The organism is Paraburkholderia steynii (genome assembly GCF_900100565.1).
Classification (GTDB): domain Bacteria; phylum Pseudomonadota; class Gammaproteobacteria; order Burkholderiales; family Burkholderiaceae; genus Paraburkholderia; species Paraburkholderia terrae.
Genome location: NZ_FNDI01000020.1, coordinates 34,983 through 52,453, shown reverse-complemented (window position 1 = coordinate 52,453; position 17,471 = coordinate 34,983). Strand labels below are relative to the sequence as shown.

Genomic DNA, 17,471 nt, shown 5'->3' with positions numbered 1-17,471 from the left:
ACCTGGGCGGCATTTACCGTTCGCTGCCGTTAGCCCGTGTACGGGTGTTTGAAGCGGGTGAGGCGTTCATTCGAAGCGTTGGCAACGCACGCAAACAGAAAGGCTGCCGTGTGAAGCGTAAGACCCTGTGGGGGCCCTCAGGCAAACACAAGTGTTGGCGGTGTTAGCCGCTTTCTTTTGCCTACTTTTCTTTGCGGCGGCAAAGAAAAGTAGGTGCCGCCCCGCACAGGGGCGACGCTTGAAGCGCGAAGGCAAAGCGCGGATGCCAGCGAAAACCCAGGCAAACCAACCAGCCGTCGCAGACAAATCAACAGCACTACCGCCGCGCTTCCGTGACCATCCTGACAGCGAGCCCAGCCAGCACAGTCCCCATCATCCACCGCTGCACGACGAGCCACGTCGGCTTCCTCGCGAGAAACACGGCAATCGACCCCGCCGTCATAGCGACCGTCGAATTGACGGAAATACTCAGCACGATCTGAACCACGCCAAACATCAACGATTGCCCAAGCACACTGCCATGCTGCGGATCAATAAACTGCGGCAGCAGCGAAAGATAAAGCACAGCAATCTTCGGATTCAGCAGATTGGTGATGAAGCCCATCGTGAACAGCTTGCGCGGACTATCGACGGGCAAATCGCGCACCTGGAACGGCGAGCGTCCGCCCGGCTTCACGGCCTGCCACGCGAGATACAGCAGATAAAGCGCGCCACCAAACCGCAGCGTGTCATACGCGAACGGTACCGCAAGCAGCAACGCCGTAATGCCAAATGCCGCGCAGAACATATAGACCACAAAACCAAGCGCCACGCCCCCGAGCGAAATCAGCCCGGCCACGCGGCCCTGGCAAATCGACCGCGAGATCAGATAGATCATATTGGGCCCGGGCGTGAGCGCCATCCCAAGCGCGACAAAAGCAAATGCAACGAGATGCGACGTTTGAGGCATTGCGTGAGCTCCGTTGAAGGAAGACCGATCGAAGGATCAAGGCAAGGCCCAGGCGCGCGGCGTGACGGAATCTGCATTCCGGTTCGCGTTTCCCGGTGGTGATCCACCTCGATTGAGCGCCAGTCGCGCGAACTGGTCGATTGTTCCGCGCGCTGCCGGCGCACGCCAGATACAAAAACGGCACTACCCGTCGATACACTTGAGCGCCGCCGCCGCGCCAACGATCATCACCATGCACGCGATGCGCGGCGCCGAGACGGGATCGCCGAACAGCACGATGCCGAGCAGCGTGATGCCCATCGACCCGATGCCCGTCCACACGACATACGCGGTGCCTGCGGGCAGGTGCTTCATCGCGAGCGTCAGCAGGAAGACGCTCGCAAGCGCGGCCGCCACGCCGCCGACGCTCGGCCAGAAACGCGTCCAGCCATTCGCATACTTGAGGGAAAGGCCCATCAGGATTTCAACGACGCTTGCCGCGAGCAGGATTAACCACGCCATCACTACCTCCATTTGAAGAATGGACGCAGCGTAGAGGTATAGTGATCCGCTGACCATTACGCACCTTCTGGTAACCATGGCAATGCCCGCGCCGGACCATTCCGTCGACGCCGCGAACGAGGCGCAGCACCCAGGCAACGTATTCGACGAGGCCTGTTCGTCGCGGCTCGCGCTCGAACTGATCGCGAGTAAATGGACGCTGCTGATCCTGCCCGCGCTGCAGGACGGACCGATGCGCAACAACGCGCTGCTGCGCAAGATTGGCGGCATTTCGCAGAAGGTGCTGTCGCAGACGCTGCGCGAGCTGGAGCGCAACGGGCTCGTGATCCGCGACGTGTGCGGCACGAAACCCTTGCACGTCGAATATCGGTTGAGCGCGCTCGGGCTGTCGTTGAGCGATGCGCTCGTCACGCTCGACCGCTGGGCCGAGACGCATGGCGGCGCGCTCGACGCCGCGCGCGAGCGCTTCGATACGCTTGCGCAGTCGCGTCGATAACGCCGGGTTAAACGCTCAGCCGCGCAGCGGCCGGAAGAAGCGCCGTATCTCTTCGGCAAGCAGCGCGGGCTGTTCCATCGCGGCAAAGTGCCCGCCGCGGGGCATATCCGCGAACTGCGTGACATTGAAGACGCGTTCGATCCACGAGCGCGGCGGCTGGCTGATTTCCTTCGGAAAACGCGCAAAGCCGAGCGGTGGCGTGACGCGCTGGCCCGGCTCGAAGCGCAATGGCCGCGCGCGTGTTTCCGCGTAGAGCCGCATCGACGAGCCGATCGTCTGCGTATGCCAGTACAACGACAGATCGGTCAGCAACTGGTCCTTCGAAAACACCCGCTCGATGTCGCCGTCGCAATCACTCCACGCGCGGAATTTCTCGACGATCCACGCAGCCAGCCCCGCAGGCGAATCGTTCAACGCGAACGCTGCCGTGTTCGGCTTCGTTGCGTGCATGTGGGCGTAGGCGCCTTCGGCATCGGCAAACACCGCCTTCGACGCGAGAAAATCCCGCTCTTCCTGCGTGATGGACGGATCGTCGGGCGCGACGCCCGGCGCGTACGAACTCGGCAGGAAGTTGAGATGAATGCCGTCGACATGCTGTGCATGGTTGGCCGCCAACGCGATCGACACCGCCGCGCCCAGGTCGCCGCCTTGCGCGCCAAAGCGCGTGTAGCCGAGCCCGCGCATCAGCTCGACCCACAGGCCGGCGATCGCGAACACCGACATGCCCGGCTTCGAAGGCCGCTCCGAAAAGCCATAGCCGGGCATCGACGGGACGACGACATCGAATGCATCGGCGGGGTCCGCGCCGAACGACGCCGGGTCGCACAGTTGCGGCACCAGTTCGGCGAACTCGATGAACGAGCCGGGCCAGCCGTGCGTGATGACGAGCGGGTAGGGCTTCGGACCCGTGCCACGCCGATGCACGAAATGCACGGCAAGATCGCCGACCTGCGCGACGAATTGCGGCTCCTGATTGAGCCGCGCTTCCGTCGCGCGCCAGTCGTACGCGCCCGCCCAGTGATCGATGAGATCGCGCAAATAGTTCATGTCGGTGCCGAGCGACCACGGCGCGCTATCGAACGTGTCGGGCCAGCGTGTTTGCGCGAGGCGCGTCTTGAGCGCGGCAAGCTCGAAGTCGGGAATCGAAATCTGGAACGGGGTGATCTGCATCATGTGGTCCTGGTCGTTGTGCGGCAGGCGGCGCGCTATTTGGTCGAACGGTCGCGCGATTCGCGCCACCGCACGCGCTCGCCGAGTCCCTTCGTGAAGGTTCGCATGCTGAGGGTGCGGCGCGAGCGCACCACTTCGCCTTCCAGATTGACGGGCGGATTCGGCTGCCACGCCCAGTACAGCGCGACCAGCCAGCCGAACACCGTCCAGCCCATGCATGCATTGAACAGGGCGAGGGTCAGAATGTCGTAGCGCTTGCGGCGATCGGCGATGATCGACGGCAGAAAGTACAGTCCCAGCGCGGCGACGGTCGCGACGCCTTGTATCATCATCTCGTTCATCGAACCTCCCCAGGCGCGGAATCTATCCGTTCATTGTCGCGCGATCGGGCATCGTCCGCTTGCCGTTTGAAGGCTGATTGCAAGGCAGGCGCCTGATGGTTCACGGGAGGTTCACACGAATTCGGCAAGCCGCGCCGTAAGGTCTATCATGTGCGTTTTGACTGCACCGGATATGGCCATCATGATCTCCGACGACACTCAACAAGCTCAAAAGCTGAATCACGACACACTGCGCGAATTCGTCGATCGCAAATGGAACGATGAGATCGTGCCGGCGCTCACCGACTACATCGCCGTGCCCGCGAAGAGCCCGGCTTTCGATGCCGATTGGGAAAAGCACGGCTATATCGAGCGCGTGATCACAGAAGCCGCGAAGTGGGCGGAGCAGCAGCCCGTGCGCGGACTGAAGCTCGAAATCGTGCGCCTGCCGGGCCGCACGCCCGTGATCTTCTTCGAATCGCCCGCCACGCGCTCGGGCAGCACGGACACCATCGTGCTGTACGGCCACCTCGACAAGCAGCCGGAATTCGACGGCTGGCGCAACGACCTCGGCCCGTGGACGCCGAAGCTCGAAGACGGCAAGCTCTACGGCCGCGGCGGCGCAGACGACGGCTACGCGATCTACGCCAGCCTCACCGCGCTGGCCGCGCTCGACGCGCAAGGCATCGAGCGGCCGCGCTGCGTCGGCCTGATCGAAACCTGCGAAGAGTCGGGCAGCTACGATCTGCTGCCGTACGTCGACGCGTTGCGCGAGCGGCTCGGCAAGGTCGGGCTCGTCGTGTGCCTGGACTCGGGTGCGGGCAACTACGATCAGCTGTGGCTCACCACGTCGCTGCGCGGCCTCGTTTCCGGCGACCTCGAAGTGCAGGTGCTCGACGAAGGCATTCACTCGGGCGGCTACGGCGGCATCGCGCCGTCGAGCTTCCGCATCATGCGGCAAATGTTCGAGCGTCTCGAAGACGCTGCCGACGGCACGCTGCTGCCGAAGGGCTTCCATTGCCCGGTTCCGCTCGACCGTCTCGACGAAGCCGAAGCGACCGCGAAGATTCTCGGCGACGACGTGTGGAAAAAGCTGCCGTGGGCCTGCGGACAGGACGGCGGTCCCGTGCTGCCGACCACCACCGACCCGAAAGAAGCGCTGCTCAATTCCACCTGGCGTCCGTCGCTGTCGGTGACGGGCGCGTCGGGTCTGCCGTCCCTCGCGGATGCGGGCAACGTGCTGCGTCCGCGCACGGCGTTCAAGCTGTCGCTGCGCCTGCCGCCGCTCGTCGATGCGGAAAATGCCGTGCAACAGATGAAGTCGCTGCTGGAGTTCGATCCGCCGTACAACGCGAAGGTCACGTTCAAGCCGGACGCGGGCGCGGCGACGGGCTGGAACGCGCCGGAACTGGCGCCGTGGCTCGGCACCGCGCTGAACGACGCGTCGCGCCAGCACTTCGGCGCGGATGTCGCGTTCATCGGGCAGGGCGGCACGATCCCGCTGATGAACGTGTTGAAGGCGGGCTTCCCGACCTCGCAGTTCATGGTGTGTGGCGTGCTCGGGCCGAAGTCGAACGCGCACGGTCCGAACGAGTTCCTGCATGTGCCGTACGGCAAGAAGTTGACGGCGGCTGTCGCTGAGGTGATTGCTGCCGCGCCTTGATGTCTGTCCAGAACGTTCGACGCTGAAGCATTTTCCCCCGTGAGAGAAGCCGGCCGGCTTCTCTCACTGCCCATCCGTTTTCCTTGACGAACCGATCATCGAATGAACGACACGCGCGCTCCCCGTATTCCCGTCGATCAACTGCACGCCTACGTGCGCGCGATATGGGAGCAGGCGGGCAGTTCGCCGCGTGAAGCCCAGCTCGTCGCCGATCATCTCGTTGCAGCCAATCTCACGGGACACGATTCGCATGGCGTCGGCATGATTCCGCGCTATGTCGATTCGCTGCGCGATCTCGAGCTGAAGCTGAACGCGCACGCGAGCGTCGTGAAAGATGTCGGCGCAGTGCTGACCGTCGACGGCGGCAAGGGCTTCGGCCAGGTCGTCGCGCATGAAGCGATGGAGCAGGGCATCGAGCGTGCGAAAAAGCTCGGCGTGTGCGCCGTCGCGCTGCGCAACGCGCACCACATCGGGCGGATCGGGCATTGGGCCGAGCAGTGCGCGAAGGCGGGGCTCGCGTCGTTCCACTTCGTCAACGTGGCGGGTGATCCGCTCGTCGCGCCGTTTGGCGGCGCGGACCGCCGCATCGGCACCAATCCGTTTTGCGCGGCTTTTCCGCGCGAGGGCAAGGCGCCGCTCGTGCTCGACTTCGCGACCAGCGCCGTCGCTTACGGCAAGACGCGCGTCGCGTACAACCAGGGCAAGCAGGTGCCGCCCGGCGCGCTGATCGACCACGAAGGCAAGCCGACCGTCGAGCCGAAAGTGATGATGGAAGAACCGTTCGGCGCGCTGATGCCCGTCGGCGGACAGGCGAGCGGCCACAAGGGCTTCGGCCTCGCGGCAATGTGCGAGATTTTCGGCGGCGCGTTGTCGGGCGGCTACACGACGCACGAGGACACGCTGCAAAAGACCAACGCGATCATCAACTGCATGCTGTCGGTGATCGCCGATCCCGCCGCCTTCGATGCGCCCAACGCCGAGGCCGAGGCGGATGCGTTCGTCGAATGGGTGAAGGCGTCGCCGCTCTCCGGCGGCGCGGAGCGCATCTATGCGCCGGGCGAGCCGGAGCGCGCGACGCGCGCCGAGCGCGAGGCCAACGGCATTCCCGTCGATCCGCAGACATGGCGGCAGATCCGCGAGGCGGCGCTCGCGGCGGGACTGTCGCAGGAAGATGCCGATAGCTGGTCCGCGCGCTTGCAGTAACGCGCGGCGTCACAGCGGATGTCGTTGCACGCGCATCGATCGACCGACGCGGGTCAAACACCGACCGAAAGCGCGGCCTCGCCGCTTTGCCGCTTTTTGCCTCTCCTCGCCACGAATTCGCAAAACAATGCAATCAGAATAACTTCGGATTGCATTAAAACGTTTGCCTCCACAATTCACCCAAAATTAAAACAGATATTCTAATTACCGCTTTGCGCCCTTATTAAAGCGGTGGCGAGAACGTTTGTTTGAAGTTTTATTCTGGACGGCAATCGTTTGCGACAGCCGCGCCTGGCAAGAAGCCCGTCCAGCGGGCGTCGCCATACTTATGAAGAACTGCATTCTTCTGTTGGTTAGGCCGCCCCACCAGATTCTGGTCTGTTTTAGGCTCGCAATGCTTCACCCGAGTTTTTAACTTCAAAAAGGACCATTCAAAATGAATCTGCAAAACCATCACGCCTGCCGTCCGTTCCTCGAAGCTGGCAAGCTGTCGCAAATCTCCGCGTATTACGAAGAAGAGCGCAACGTCATGTGGATGATGTTGCGCGCGCAACCGCGGCCATGCTTCAACCTCGAACTGGTGCATGACATTCTTGAACTCGCGCGGGCCGCGCGCGATTCCAATGTGCGCATCGATTTTTGGGTGACAGGCTCCGTAATTCCGACCATGTTCAACGTCGGCGGCGATCTCAGCTTTTTTGCCGACGCGATTCGCGCAGGCCGCCGCCAGGAGTTGATGGCGTATGCGCGCGCCTGTGTCGATTGCGTGCATGCGGCGGCGCGCGGCTTCGACACCGGTGCGATTTCGATTGCGATGATCGAGGGCAGCGCGCTCGGCGGTGGCTTTGAAGCGGCGCTCGCGCACCATTTCGTGCTCGCGCAGAACGACGCGCGGATGGGCTTCCCGGAGATCGCCTTCAACCTGTTCCCGGGCATGGGTGGCTATTCGCTCGTCGCGCGCAAGGCGGGCATGCGTCTCGCGGAAGAACTGATCGGCGGCGGCGAATCGCACACGGCTGAGTGGCACGAAAGCCGCGGCCTCGTCGACCATCTGTTCGAGCCGGGCGAGGCGTATATCGCGACGCGCACCTTCATCGATACGTTGCGCCCCAAGCTCAACGGCATCCGCGCGATGGTGCGGGCACGTCAGCGCGTGCTACAGCTGTCGCGTGCCGAACTGATGGAAATTACCGAAGATTGGGTGGAGTCCGCGTTCACGATCGAGGAGAAGGACCTCGCGTTCATGGAGCGGCTCGTGATGCTGCAAAACCGCCGCGCAAGCAATCTGCGCCCGGCTGCGATGAACGTTGCGTAAGCAGGAAGGACAGTAGTCTGATTGGCAGAACGCCCCCGCGCCTAGCGTTACGCGCTCCGTCTGCACCCGTCAGGTATTGACGCAACTATCAACGTAGCAAAGGCATCAAGCAGCATGCAACACGCAGTAGCCAGCCGCGTGAGCGGCCGACAGGCGGGAGATTCCAAAGGTCGAGCGAACTTTTCGGGGGTTCAGGCGATCAAGCGGATCTTCTGCCTGTCATGCAGCCAGCGCTCGAATTCGGCTGCGGGCATCGGCCTGCCGTACAGAAAGCCCTGCACGTATTCGACGCCTAGTCCCTTCATGAACAGCTCTTCCGATTCCGTCTCGATTCCCTCCGCCACCACCTTCAGTTGCAGCGCCTGCGCGACGGCTACCATCGAGCGCACCAGCGCCTGAGATTTCCTGTCCGCGTTGATCGAGCTTACGAAGCTGCGGTCCAGTTTGATCACGTCGAGCGGAATGCGCCCAAGCTGCGACAGCGACGAATAGCCCGTGCCGAAATCATCCAGATGGACCTGCGCGCCAAGATCGCGGAATTGCGTAATCAGGTCGATCGCGGCCGCTTCGTCTTCGATCAGGCAACTCTCCGTCAGCTCGATGTCGAGCAGGCAAGGATCGAGTTGCGCGCGCTGCAAGGCCTCCGTGAAATGCGACACCACGGCCGTATCCACCAGTTGCCGCGCCGACACGTTAATCGCCACGCGCAGCGACAGCCCGCGCGCCTTCCACTGCGAGGCCTGTTCGGCCGCCGTTTGCATGACCCAGCGGCCAAGCGGCCCGATCAACCCCGACTCTTCCGCGTAGCGAATGAACGCGGCGGGCATGATCTGCCCGCGCTCCGGCGAATTCCAGCGCACCAGCGCCTCGACGCCGTACACGGTGCCCGTGGCCAGCGACAGCTTCGGCTGATAGTGCAGCGTCAACTGGCCTTCTTCGAGGCCGCGCCGCAAGTTCGTATCGAGCCACATGTACTCGGCGACCTTGCGGTTCATCTCCGGCGAGAACACGCGATAGGTGCGCTTGCCGTCGTCTTTGGCGACGTACATGGCGGTATCGGCGGCGCGGATCAGCGCTTCGAGGCTGTCGCCATGTTCGGGGAACATCGCGATGCCGATCGAGCAGCCCGTGTAGACCTCGACGAGCCCAAGGCTGAACGGCACGCGCAGCCGCTCCAGAATGCGCTGCGCCATCGCTTCCATGGACCCGACCGACGCGACAGGCGACAACACGATGAACTCGTCGCCGCCCAGCCGCGCGAGCGTGTCGTCGTCGGCGAGGCACTCGCGCACGGCCGAAGAAACATCCTGGATCAGCCGGTCGCCGAACACGTGGCCGTAGTGGTCGTTGACCTTCTTGAAGTTGTCGAGATCGAGAAACAGGATGCCGACGGATTCGCCCGCCGCCGCGCTGGCAATGGCCGCGCGCGTCTTGTCGTGAATCGCGTTGCGGTTGGGCAGGCCCGTCAGCGAATCGGTGTTCGCCAGTTCCGACAGACGCTCCTGCGCGCGGCGTTCCTCCGTGATGTCGGTGCCCGAGCAGATCAGAAACTGTTCGTCGACGCCGCTGCCGCTCATCACGAACTTGTTGCGAAACAGGAAAAGCCGCTCGCCATGCACGGTGCGCACGCGCCGCTCGACTTCATACGCGACGCCCTGATTGAAAAACCCCGAAATGTTCTGGCTTGACGCCGCGCCCGCTTCCGAAGACATGAACAGCGCCCACACGCTGCGCCCGACCACGTCTTCTTCCTTCATGCCCGTGAGTTCTTCGGCGAGCCGGTTAAAGCGCTGGATGCGGCCGTTCTTGTCGACGATCACGACGACGGAATTGACTTCCGACACGACCTGCTCGGCGAACGACAGCCCATGCACCAGATCGCGCGCGACGGATTCGGTGTCTTCGTAGGCCGAAGCTGTGCCTGCCCAGGTGCTGCTGTTGAGCTTCTTGCCGACCAGATGCAGACGCAGCGCTTCGCCGAACAGGCGTACGTCCATGGTCAGGTGCGCGGTGACGCCCGTGAGCCTGCGGATCTGCGCGGCCTGCGCACCCGAGAGGGCAATGGCGACCGTGGCCGTGTCGTCATCCGTTTCGGGCGTCAGTTCGAGCGCATTGCTGTCGCTAGACAGCCGCCAGCAGGGGCTGCTCGTTCCGAATCGGGCGAAAAGCACCTGATCGTGTTGATCGTCGTTCATGAAGGGTCCCCGGGCAAAAAAGTTGCCTCCAGTCGAGCTCCGAATACGAGTCCAGCACGCGGTGGCGAAGAGTCTTATCGATGACTGACTTGCTTCATTGTAACGAAGCGGCCGGACGTCCGGCTCCGAATTGATTAACGACCTTTGAATCACCTTTCTTTAATCAGAAAGCATAGAAAAAAAGATGCTTTTCAGGGATCGGTTCCGCAAACGTTCACGCGCGATTGCGCACGCGCGTACACCTATGCGATGCTCGCGTGGCAATCAAAAAGCGCGACGGCAGACCAGACCGGTTGTCCACCTTTCCGAGGAGGGAGACATGAGTACGCTGTCGTCTGTTTGTGGCAGGACCGTCAGTACACATCCATCAACCGCAGTTCTTTTTGACCCGATGCAATGCGCGGCGCCTGCATACGCGCCGCCTCTGCGCAGGCGAACCGCCGCGCGCGCTGTTGCGTTCTCAAGCTTTGTGCTGCTGGCAGGGTTCGCGCGCATCGCGAGCGCCGATACGCAGGTGGGCGGCACGTTACCGCCGCCGCCCGACAAGTTGTATGGCGACCTGTTCGTCGCCGTGCAGACCCAGCAGATCTATTCCGACCAGAAGACCTTCGTCGACGCGCTGCCGAAAGCGGACCCCGCAACGATCCTGCAGGCCTACGAAACGCAGAAGAGCCAGCCGAACTTCTCGCTGAAAAACTTCGTCGACCAGTACTTCACGCTGCCTTCCGAGCCGGTGATCACGCCGCCGCCGAACCAGTCGCTGCGCGATCACATCAACTGGCTGTGGCCCGAACTCACGCGCACGACGACGACGGCGCCTCCGTACAGCTCGCTGATTCCGATGCCCAAGCCCTACGTCGTGCCCGGCGGGCGCTTCCGCGAAGGCTACTACTGGGACACCTATTTCACGATGCTCGGCCTGCAGGAGTCGGGACATGAAGATCTCGTCGACAACATGCTCGACAACTTCGCGTACATGATCGACACGTATGGCCACATTCCGAACGGCAACCGGACTTACTATCTGAGCCGCTCGCAGCCGCCGTTCTTCTCGTACATGGTCGAGCTTGCGGCAAAGGTCGAAGGCGGGCGCGTCTATCAGAAGTATTTGCCGGCGATGCGCAAGGAATACGCGTACTGGATGCAGGGCGCGTCGACGACGAAGCCGGGCGACGCGACGCGCAATGTCGTCGTGTTGCCGGACAAGACGGTGCTGAACCGCTATTGGGACGAACTCGACACGCCGCGCGACGAGTCGTATCTCGAAGACGTGCAGACGGCGCAGAAGGCAACCGGCCGCGCGCCGAACGAGGTCTACCGCGATCTGCGCGCGACGGCGGAAAGCGGCTGGGACTTCAGCTCGCGCTGGTTCGGCGACAACATGAATCTAACGACCGTTCGCACTACTTCGATCATTCCCGTCGATCTGAACAGCCTGATGTTCCATCTGGAGACGAGCATCGCGCGTGGTTGCTCGGAGACGCGGGATTTCAGTTGTGTCGTGCAGTTTATCGGCAAGGCGGCGAAGCGTGCCGAGGGCATCAACCGGTATCTGTGGAATAGCAAGGGTTACTACGGCGATTACGACTGGAAGCTCGCGAAGGCACGCGACAACCAGACGCCCGCGATGCTGTATCCGCTGTTCGCGGGGGTTGCGTGGCCCGATCGGGCGCAGAAGACGGCAAACGTCGTCGCGGGCGTGTTGCTTAAGCCGGGCGGTCTGACGACCTCGACCTACGACACGACCCAGCAATGGGATGCGCCGAATGGCTGGGCGCCACTGCACTGGATTGCGATCGAAGGGTTGCGGCGGTATGGGCGCAGTGATCTCGCGCAGCAGATTGGTACGCGCTTTCTTGCGGATGTGAAGAACGTTTATGCGAAGGAGCAGAAGCTGGTTGAGAAGTATGTCGTTGAAGGGTCGGGGACGGGCGGGGGCGGAGGCGGTGAGTATCCGTTGCAGGATGGGTTTGGGTGGACCAATGGCGTGACGCTGAAGTTGCTCGATCTGTACGCGCCAGGCGAGTGATGCGCTAGTTCGCGAGCGCGGCGCGGTCGAGGCGGGCAAGCCGCTGGTTTGGTTTTGCTTGGGGTTGCGCTGGCATCCGGTTTGGTTTTTTGGGCCTTTGCGCTGGCATCCGCGCTATGCCTTCGTGCTTCAAGCGTCGCCCCTGTGCGGGGCGGCGCCTACTTTTCTTTGCCGCCGCAAAGAAAAGTAGGCAAAAGAAAGCGGCTAACACCGCTAACATTTCTTCCTGCCTGAGGGCCCCTACAGGGTCTTACGCTTCACACGGCAACGCACGTGCTCACGTGCGTTGCCAACGCTCTTGCGGTGCGCATCACCCGCTTCACGCACCCGCGCCGCATCATGCCGTGCCAGATAGTCCACCGCCGCCCAGGTGGCAAACTGTGTGTAGGCCGTAGTACTGCACAGGCCTCACTCCGGACCGATAGCGCACGCATACCACCATGTAAGAGCGCCAAGCTGTACGACGCGACAACCTACACACAGTTTGCCACCTGGGCGGCGGAACCCATTCGCTGCCGCTAGCCCGAGTACGGGTATTCGAAGTGGGTGAGGCGTTCGTTCGAAGCGTTGGCAACGCACGCAAACAGAAAGGCTGCCGTGTGAAGCATAAGACCCTGTGGGGGCCCTCAGGCAAACGCAAGAACTGGCGGTGTGAGCCGCTTTCTTTTGCCTACTTTTCTTTGCGGCGGCAAAGAAAAGTAGGTGCCGCCCCGCACAGGGGCGACGCTTGAAGCGCGAATGCAAAACGCGGATGCCAGCGCAATCCCGAGCAAACCACCCAGCCGTCGCAGACAAAGCAGCTACCGCCCGCTCAATATCGCCGTGCGAGCCTCATGCGCATTAACTGCTTCGTCTCGCCATCAGCATCATCGGGCAGGTTGAACTCGCCGGCCACGAGCGACGCAACAGCCACACCATCACGATACAACACGCGATTACCCGCAACAGCAGGCACCTTGTCCCCCGGCAGCAACGTCCCGACCAGATTCAGCGGATCAGTACCCGCAACACACACAAAACCACCATCATTCGCATGCCGGCGCACCTCACGCAACAGCGGAATCGCTTCCGGCAGCGCGAACTGCTCACCCGCGAGACCATTGACGAAGCGCCCGCCGCGCACCTGCCCGCGCGCTTCGAGCCGCTGATACACGCGCAGCAGATCGCGCCACGGCGGCAGCCATTCAGCTTCGCGCTCCAGCAGCCGCCAAAACACGACACCATAGCGCCGCAACAACGCCATCGCGACATGCTCGATCACTTCCGGCGCGAAGGAAGGCGAAGAACGTCGGGAAGGAGAGGGCGCGGGTTCTTCGGACACAGCGGCGGCAGGCCGACGACGCAACAGCGCCCAACGCCCCGCATCGTCCATCCCGCCAATCAACGCGCCCGCGCCGCGCGGACGCCGGCTCGGAAAGTACGACGCGTTGCGCTTCGCGACGGGTTTCAACAGCGCACGCAAACCCGCGAAACTATCCGAATTGACGACGCCCGCCGCGACCAGTTCCCCGAGCGCGTTTTCGAGTTCGACGCGCAGCAGCCGAACGTCGCCCGATAGCTCGTCGAAAAACATCGCGCCATGCTGCGTCAGCGTATCGAACACCAGTTGCGCTTTCGGCGACAGCTCCGGCTGTTTCGACGTATCGAGCAGCGCAGTCCACACGGGCAGCGCGCGGCGCGGCAACAGCACGATGGGCGTGCTGCGCACCGGACCGCTCGCGCCGCGCGCGCGATCCGTGAGCCGCGTCCAGACGATCTTGCCCGAACGGCACAGCTCGTCGAGCGACGTGATCGAATAGTCCTTCAGCCGCGCGGGCAAGATGTCTTCTTCCCATGCGCTCGCGGCAGCTTGAAAACCTTCGAGCTGATCGAGCACGGCGGCGAGCGCGTCGCGCCCTTCGCCGCGCGTGTCGGGTGTGAGACGCTGCCACGCGAACAGAAAGCGCATGAAGTCGTGCCGCTCGACGGGCTCGATCTCGCGCCGCAAGCGCCGCACCGTGTAGCGATGGATGCGTGCGAGCAGATGCCGCTCGCACCATTCTTCATCGGTGGTGCCCGGCGTGAAGCGGCCGCGCATCACATAACCTTCCGCTTCGAGCCGCGTGAGCGCCTGCGCGACGGTCGAAGCGGGCAGCGCAAGCGCGCGTGCGATCGACGCAAGCGGCAGCGGCCCGAATCCCGTCAGCCGCGCGCGCACCACATCGACGAGCGCGTCGTCTTCCGTCCAGGCTTCGTCGAAACCCTTCGGCGCACGCAGCGCCGGTTCGACTTCAGCCTGCGGATAAATCGCGCGCAGGCACGTCAGGCGCTCCGCGGGCAGCCACAGCGCGTCATGCTGCGCGATCTGCATGCGCGCGGCGTGGCCTGTTTTAGCGAGTTCCGCGAGCCACGCGGGCCAGCCTTCGTTGCGCTGCGCCTCGGCCTCCGTGATGCACGCAAGGCCTGTCAGCGCTTCGTGCATCTCGTCGGTGTTGCGAGCTTGCGGCCACGCTTCTTCGCCGACACTCGCAATCGCGTCGGCATCGAGCGCGCCGAGATCGTCGGCGGATGCGGGGCCGCTCGTGTAGCGGCGATTCAGCACCGCCTGCGTACGGCGCTCTTCGATCGGTGCATCGTCGAGAAACGCGTACGGTTTCGCGGTGAGGATTTCCGCGGCGAGCGGCGAAGGCGTGGGCAAATCGCGCGAGACGAGCGCGATCTTGCCGCTTTCGATCCGGCGCAGCAACGCGAGCCACGCATCCGTATCCATCGCTTCGTGCAGACAATCGTCGACTGTCTGATCGACGAGCGGATGACTCGGCAACTCGCGCTCGCCGGCGATGTTTTCGAGGCACGCGGCCTGATCGGGGAACACGGTCGCGAGCAGATCGTCGCTGCGCATGCGCTGCAACGGCGGCGGCGTCTTGCGTCCGCCCGTGTAGCGCGGCAACGCGAGCGCCGTCGTCGCGTTCCAGCGCCAGCGCACGCCGAACAGCGGCGCGTCGAGCAGCGCCTGGATCAGCACATGTTCGGCTGTCGCGGAGCGCAGATAGCGCCACACTTCATCGAGCGCGAAGCTGTGCGCGCCCGTTAGCGACAGCACGATCGCGTCTTCCGTCGCGGCTGCCTGCAACTCGAAATTGAACGTGCGGCAAAAGCGCTTGCGCAACGCGAGGCCCCACGCGCGATTGACGCGGCTGCCGAACGGCGTATGAATCACAAGCTGCGTGCCACCCGATTCGTCGAAAAAGCGCTCCATGACGAGCGTGTCTTGTGTGGGCAGCGCGCCGAGCGCCTGGCGGGCGCGCGCCAGATATTCGACGATCTGCCGTGCCGCCGCTTCGGGCAGATGAGTCTGTTCAACGAGCCACGCGATGGCGGGTTCTAGATCGAGCGCAACCGTGGCCGGTTGCTCGGCGAGGGTTGCGATGCCGCCGCCGTGCGAATCGGAAAATGTATCGGTATCCGAAGTAATTGACGAAATGGTCTTCGCGACGGCGAGCCGCCGCTCGATCTCCGAGCGCAGCCGCGCGACGCCCGCCGACAATTCATCGCTGCGTCCGGGCGCCTCGCCGAGCCAGAACGGGATGTTCGGCGGCTGGCCTTGCGCGTCCTCGACGCGCACGCGGCCGCTTTCGACGCGCATGATCCGGTATGACGCATTGCCGAGCTGGAACACGTCGCCTGCGAGGCTTTCGACGGCGAAGTCTTCGTTGACCGTGCCGATATTGAGCCCATGCGGTTCGAGTACCACTGTGTAATCCGCGTTCTCCGGAATCGTGCCGCCCGACGTCACCGCGTAGAGCTGCGCGCCGCGCCGTCCGCGCAATGTGCCGTTGACGGCGTCGCGATGCACGTACGCAGCGCGCGGACCGTGACGGCTCGTGTAGCCCTCGGCGAGCATGCGCAACACGGCGTCGTATTGCTCACGTTCGAGCGCAGCATACGGCGCGGCGTGGCGGAAGCGTTCGAACAGCGCGTCCTCGCTCCATTCGGCGTTGCAGACTTCGGCGACGATCTGCTGCGCGAGCACGTCGAGCGGCGCGCGCGGAATGTGCAGCAGATCGAGTTCACCGCGCCGCACGCAATCGAGCAGCGCCGCGCATTCGATCAGATCGTCGCGCGACGACGGGAACAGCCTTCCCTTCGGCATGCCGCCCACATGGTGGCCCGAACGTCCGACGCGTTGCAGAAACGGCGCGATCGCGCGCGGCGAGCCCATCTGGCAGACCAGATCGACGTCGCCGATATCGATGCCCAGTTCCAGCGAAGCCGTTGCGATCAGCACGCGCAGTTCGCCGCGCTTCAAACGCTGCTCCGCGTCGAGGCGATGTTCCTTCGCGAGGCTACCGTGATGCGCGGCGACGGCGTCCTTGCCGAGACGCTCGGTTAGATGCCGCGCGACGCGCTCGGCCATGCGCCGCGTGTTGACGAAAACGAGCGTGGTGCGGTGAAGCGCGACCAGTTCGGCGAGCCGGTTGTAGACGAGTTCCCACGCCTCGTTCGACATCACCGCTTCGAGCGGCACGGGCGGAATCTCCAGCGCGAGATCGCGCTCGCGCACATGGCCGACATCGACGATCGCGCAGTCGGCGGGCTCGCTGCTGTCGACACTCGCGCCGCCGACCAGAAAGCGCGCGACGGCTTCGATCGGCTTTTGCGTCGCCGACAAACCGATGCGCGGCAGTCGCCGGCCGCACAGCGCATCGAGCCGTTCGAGCGACAGCGCGAGATGGCTGCCGCGCTTGCCGCCCGCCATCGCGTGGATTTCATCGACGATCACCGTGCGGACCGTCGCGAGCATCTTGCGGCCCGACGCCGAGCCGAGCAGCACGTACAGCGATTCGGGCGTCGTGACGAGAATGTGCGGCGCGCGCTTCTTCAACGCGGCGCGTTCCTGTTGCGTCGTGTCGCCCGTGCGCACGGCGGTGCGAATCTCGGGCACGGGCAACCCGCGTGCGGCGAGTTCGTGCGCGATGCCTTCGAGCGGCATCTGCAGATTGACGCGGATATCGTTCGACAGCGCCTTGAGGGGCGACACGTAGACCACCAGCGTCTCGTCCGGCAATGCGCCGCCTTGCGCGAGCCCGTCGCGCACGAGTTCGTCGAGCGCGGCGAGAAACGCGGTCAGCGTCTTGCCCGAGCCTGTCGGCGCCGCGACAAGCGTGTGCCGGCCGCCCCGGATCAACGGCCACGCGGCGACCTGCGCGTCAGTGGGCGCGGCAAAGGTTTTCTGGAACCAGCCCGCGACGGCCGGATGGAACTCGTCCAGCGGGTCGGCCGGCCCGAGGGCGGCGGAAGAGGCGGAAGTCATGACGTCGAAGATGGGGGCGGGGCGCTGCATATCCAGTGCGCGGCGTGCCTCGCCCGTAAAAACCGTTAGACCCGTTCAGTCTCGCAGGTTTCGCAGGGGCGTGCCGAGGCTGGCGATTGTGCGTGCCATAACGCAACTACCGGTCAACAACTTCCGGCACACGCCAGCGTCGCCGATGACGGTATGTCAGCCCCCGCGAATCTCATCAGCCTATAGAACACGACGCCGATGCTACATGAGCCAAAGAGCGGCAAGACGGAAATTGCGCGCGTGTGCTGAATGAAATATTGATGAAAGCGTGCTCGAAAAGCGGTTCTTGCTGCATCGCACGAGGCAA

At 63.7% G+C, this 17,471-nt stretch carries 11 protein-coding genes and 1 riboswitch; of the genes, 5 read left to right on the top strand and 6 right to left on the bottom strand.

Annotated elements, in window-relative coordinates; translation table 11 throughout:
* Nucleotides 1–316: 316 nt before the first annotated feature.
* Both BLT65_RS30085 and BLT65_RS30080 read right to left on the bottom strand, forming a co-directional pair.
* A complete protein-coding gene (locus tag BLT65_RS30085) occupies nucleotides 317–949 on the bottom strand; it encodes a LysE family translocator (protein ID WP_042308796.1) in 633 nt (210 codons plus the stop codon).
* A 39-nt stretch (nucleotides 950–988) separates the two neighbouring features.
* Nucleotides 989–1,086, bottom strand: a riboswitch (ZMP/ZTP riboswitch).
* A 46-nt stretch (nucleotides 1,087–1,132) separates the two neighbouring features.
* Entirely contained in the window at nucleotides 1,133–1,450 is a 318-nt protein-coding gene (locus BLT65_RS30080; RefSeq protein WP_091784658.1) for a DMT family transporter, read from the bottom strand.
* An 82-nt stretch (nucleotides 1,451–1,532) separates the two neighbouring features.
* Between BLT65_RS30080 and BLT65_RS30075 the strand changes: the two genes are divergently transcribed.
* On the top strand, nucleotides 1,533–1,946 hold the full coding sequence (locus BLT65_RS30075) for a winged helix-turn-helix transcriptional regulator (RefSeq protein WP_042308882.1): 414 nt from the start codon (nucleotides 1,533–1,535) through the stop codon (nucleotides 1,944–1,946).
* Nucleotides 1,947–1,961: 15 nt separating this feature from the next.
* On the opposite strand, the gene BLT65_RS30070 is transcribed toward BLT65_RS30075, so the two are convergent.
* Nucleotides 1,962–3,116 (bottom strand): epoxide hydrolase family protein, encoded by a 1,155-nt coding sequence (locus tag BLT65_RS30070; RefSeq protein WP_042308880.1) that lies wholly within the window; start codon nucleotides 3,114–3,116, stop codon nucleotides 1,962–1,964.
* A gap of 35 nt (nucleotides 3,117–3,151) precedes the next feature.
* Nucleotides 3,152–3,457, bottom strand: a complete 306-nt coding sequence (locus BLT65_RS30065; protein ID WP_086914888.1) for a superinfection immunity protein — start codon at nucleotides 3,455–3,457, stop codon at nucleotides 3,152–3,154.
* A 181-nt stretch (nucleotides 3,458–3,638) separates the two neighbouring features.
* On the opposite strand from BLT65_RS30065, the gene BLT65_RS30060 reads away from it, so the two are divergent.
* The 3 genes from BLT65_RS30060 (at nucleotide 3,639) to BLT65_RS30050 (ending at nucleotide 7,617) form a co-directional block, all read left to right on the top strand.
* Nucleotides 3,639–5,099, top strand: a complete 1,461-nt coding sequence (locus BLT65_RS30060) for a M20 family metallopeptidase (protein WP_091784892.1) — start codon at nucleotides 3,639–3,641, stop codon at nucleotides 5,097–5,099.
* A gap of 102 nt (nucleotides 5,100–5,201) precedes the next feature.
* Entirely contained in the window at nucleotides 5,202–6,302 is a 1,101-nt protein-coding gene (locus BLT65_RS30055) for a malate/lactate/ureidoglycolate dehydrogenase (RefSeq protein ID WP_091784655.1), read from the top strand.
* A gap of 436 nt (nucleotides 6,303–6,738) precedes the next feature.
* Complete coding sequence (locus BLT65_RS30050; RefSeq protein WP_042308786.1) at nucleotides 6,739–7,617, top strand: crotonase/enoyl-CoA hydratase family protein; 879 nt, start codon at nucleotides 6,739–6,741, stop codon at nucleotides 7,615–7,617.
* 191 nt (nucleotides 7,618–7,808) lie between these two features.
* Here BLT65_RS30050 and pdeR read toward each other — a convergent pair whose 3' ends face one another.
* Entirely contained in the window at nucleotides 7,809–9,812 is a 2,004-nt protein-coding gene (pdeR, locus tag BLT65_RS30045; protein ID WP_091784652.1) for a cyclic di-GMP phosphodiesterase, read from the bottom strand.
* Between the two features lie 391 nt (nucleotides 9,813–10,203).
* Between pdeR and treA the strand changes: the two genes are divergently transcribed.
* Complete coding sequence (gene treA, locus BLT65_RS30040; RefSeq protein WP_425273172.1) at nucleotides 10,204–11,841, top strand: alpha,alpha-trehalase TreA; 1,638 nt, start codon at nucleotides 10,204–10,206, stop codon at nucleotides 11,839–11,841.
* A gap of 811 nt (nucleotides 11,842–12,652) precedes the next feature.
* On the opposite strand, the gene BLT65_RS30035 is transcribed toward treA, so the two are convergent.
* Nucleotides 12,653–17,134, bottom strand: a complete 4,482-nt coding sequence (locus BLT65_RS30035) for a DEAD/DEAH box helicase (RefSeq protein ID WP_244186754.1) — start codon at nucleotides 17,132–17,134, stop codon at nucleotides 12,653–12,655.
* Between the last annotated feature and the right edge of the window lie 337 nt (nucleotides 17,135–17,471).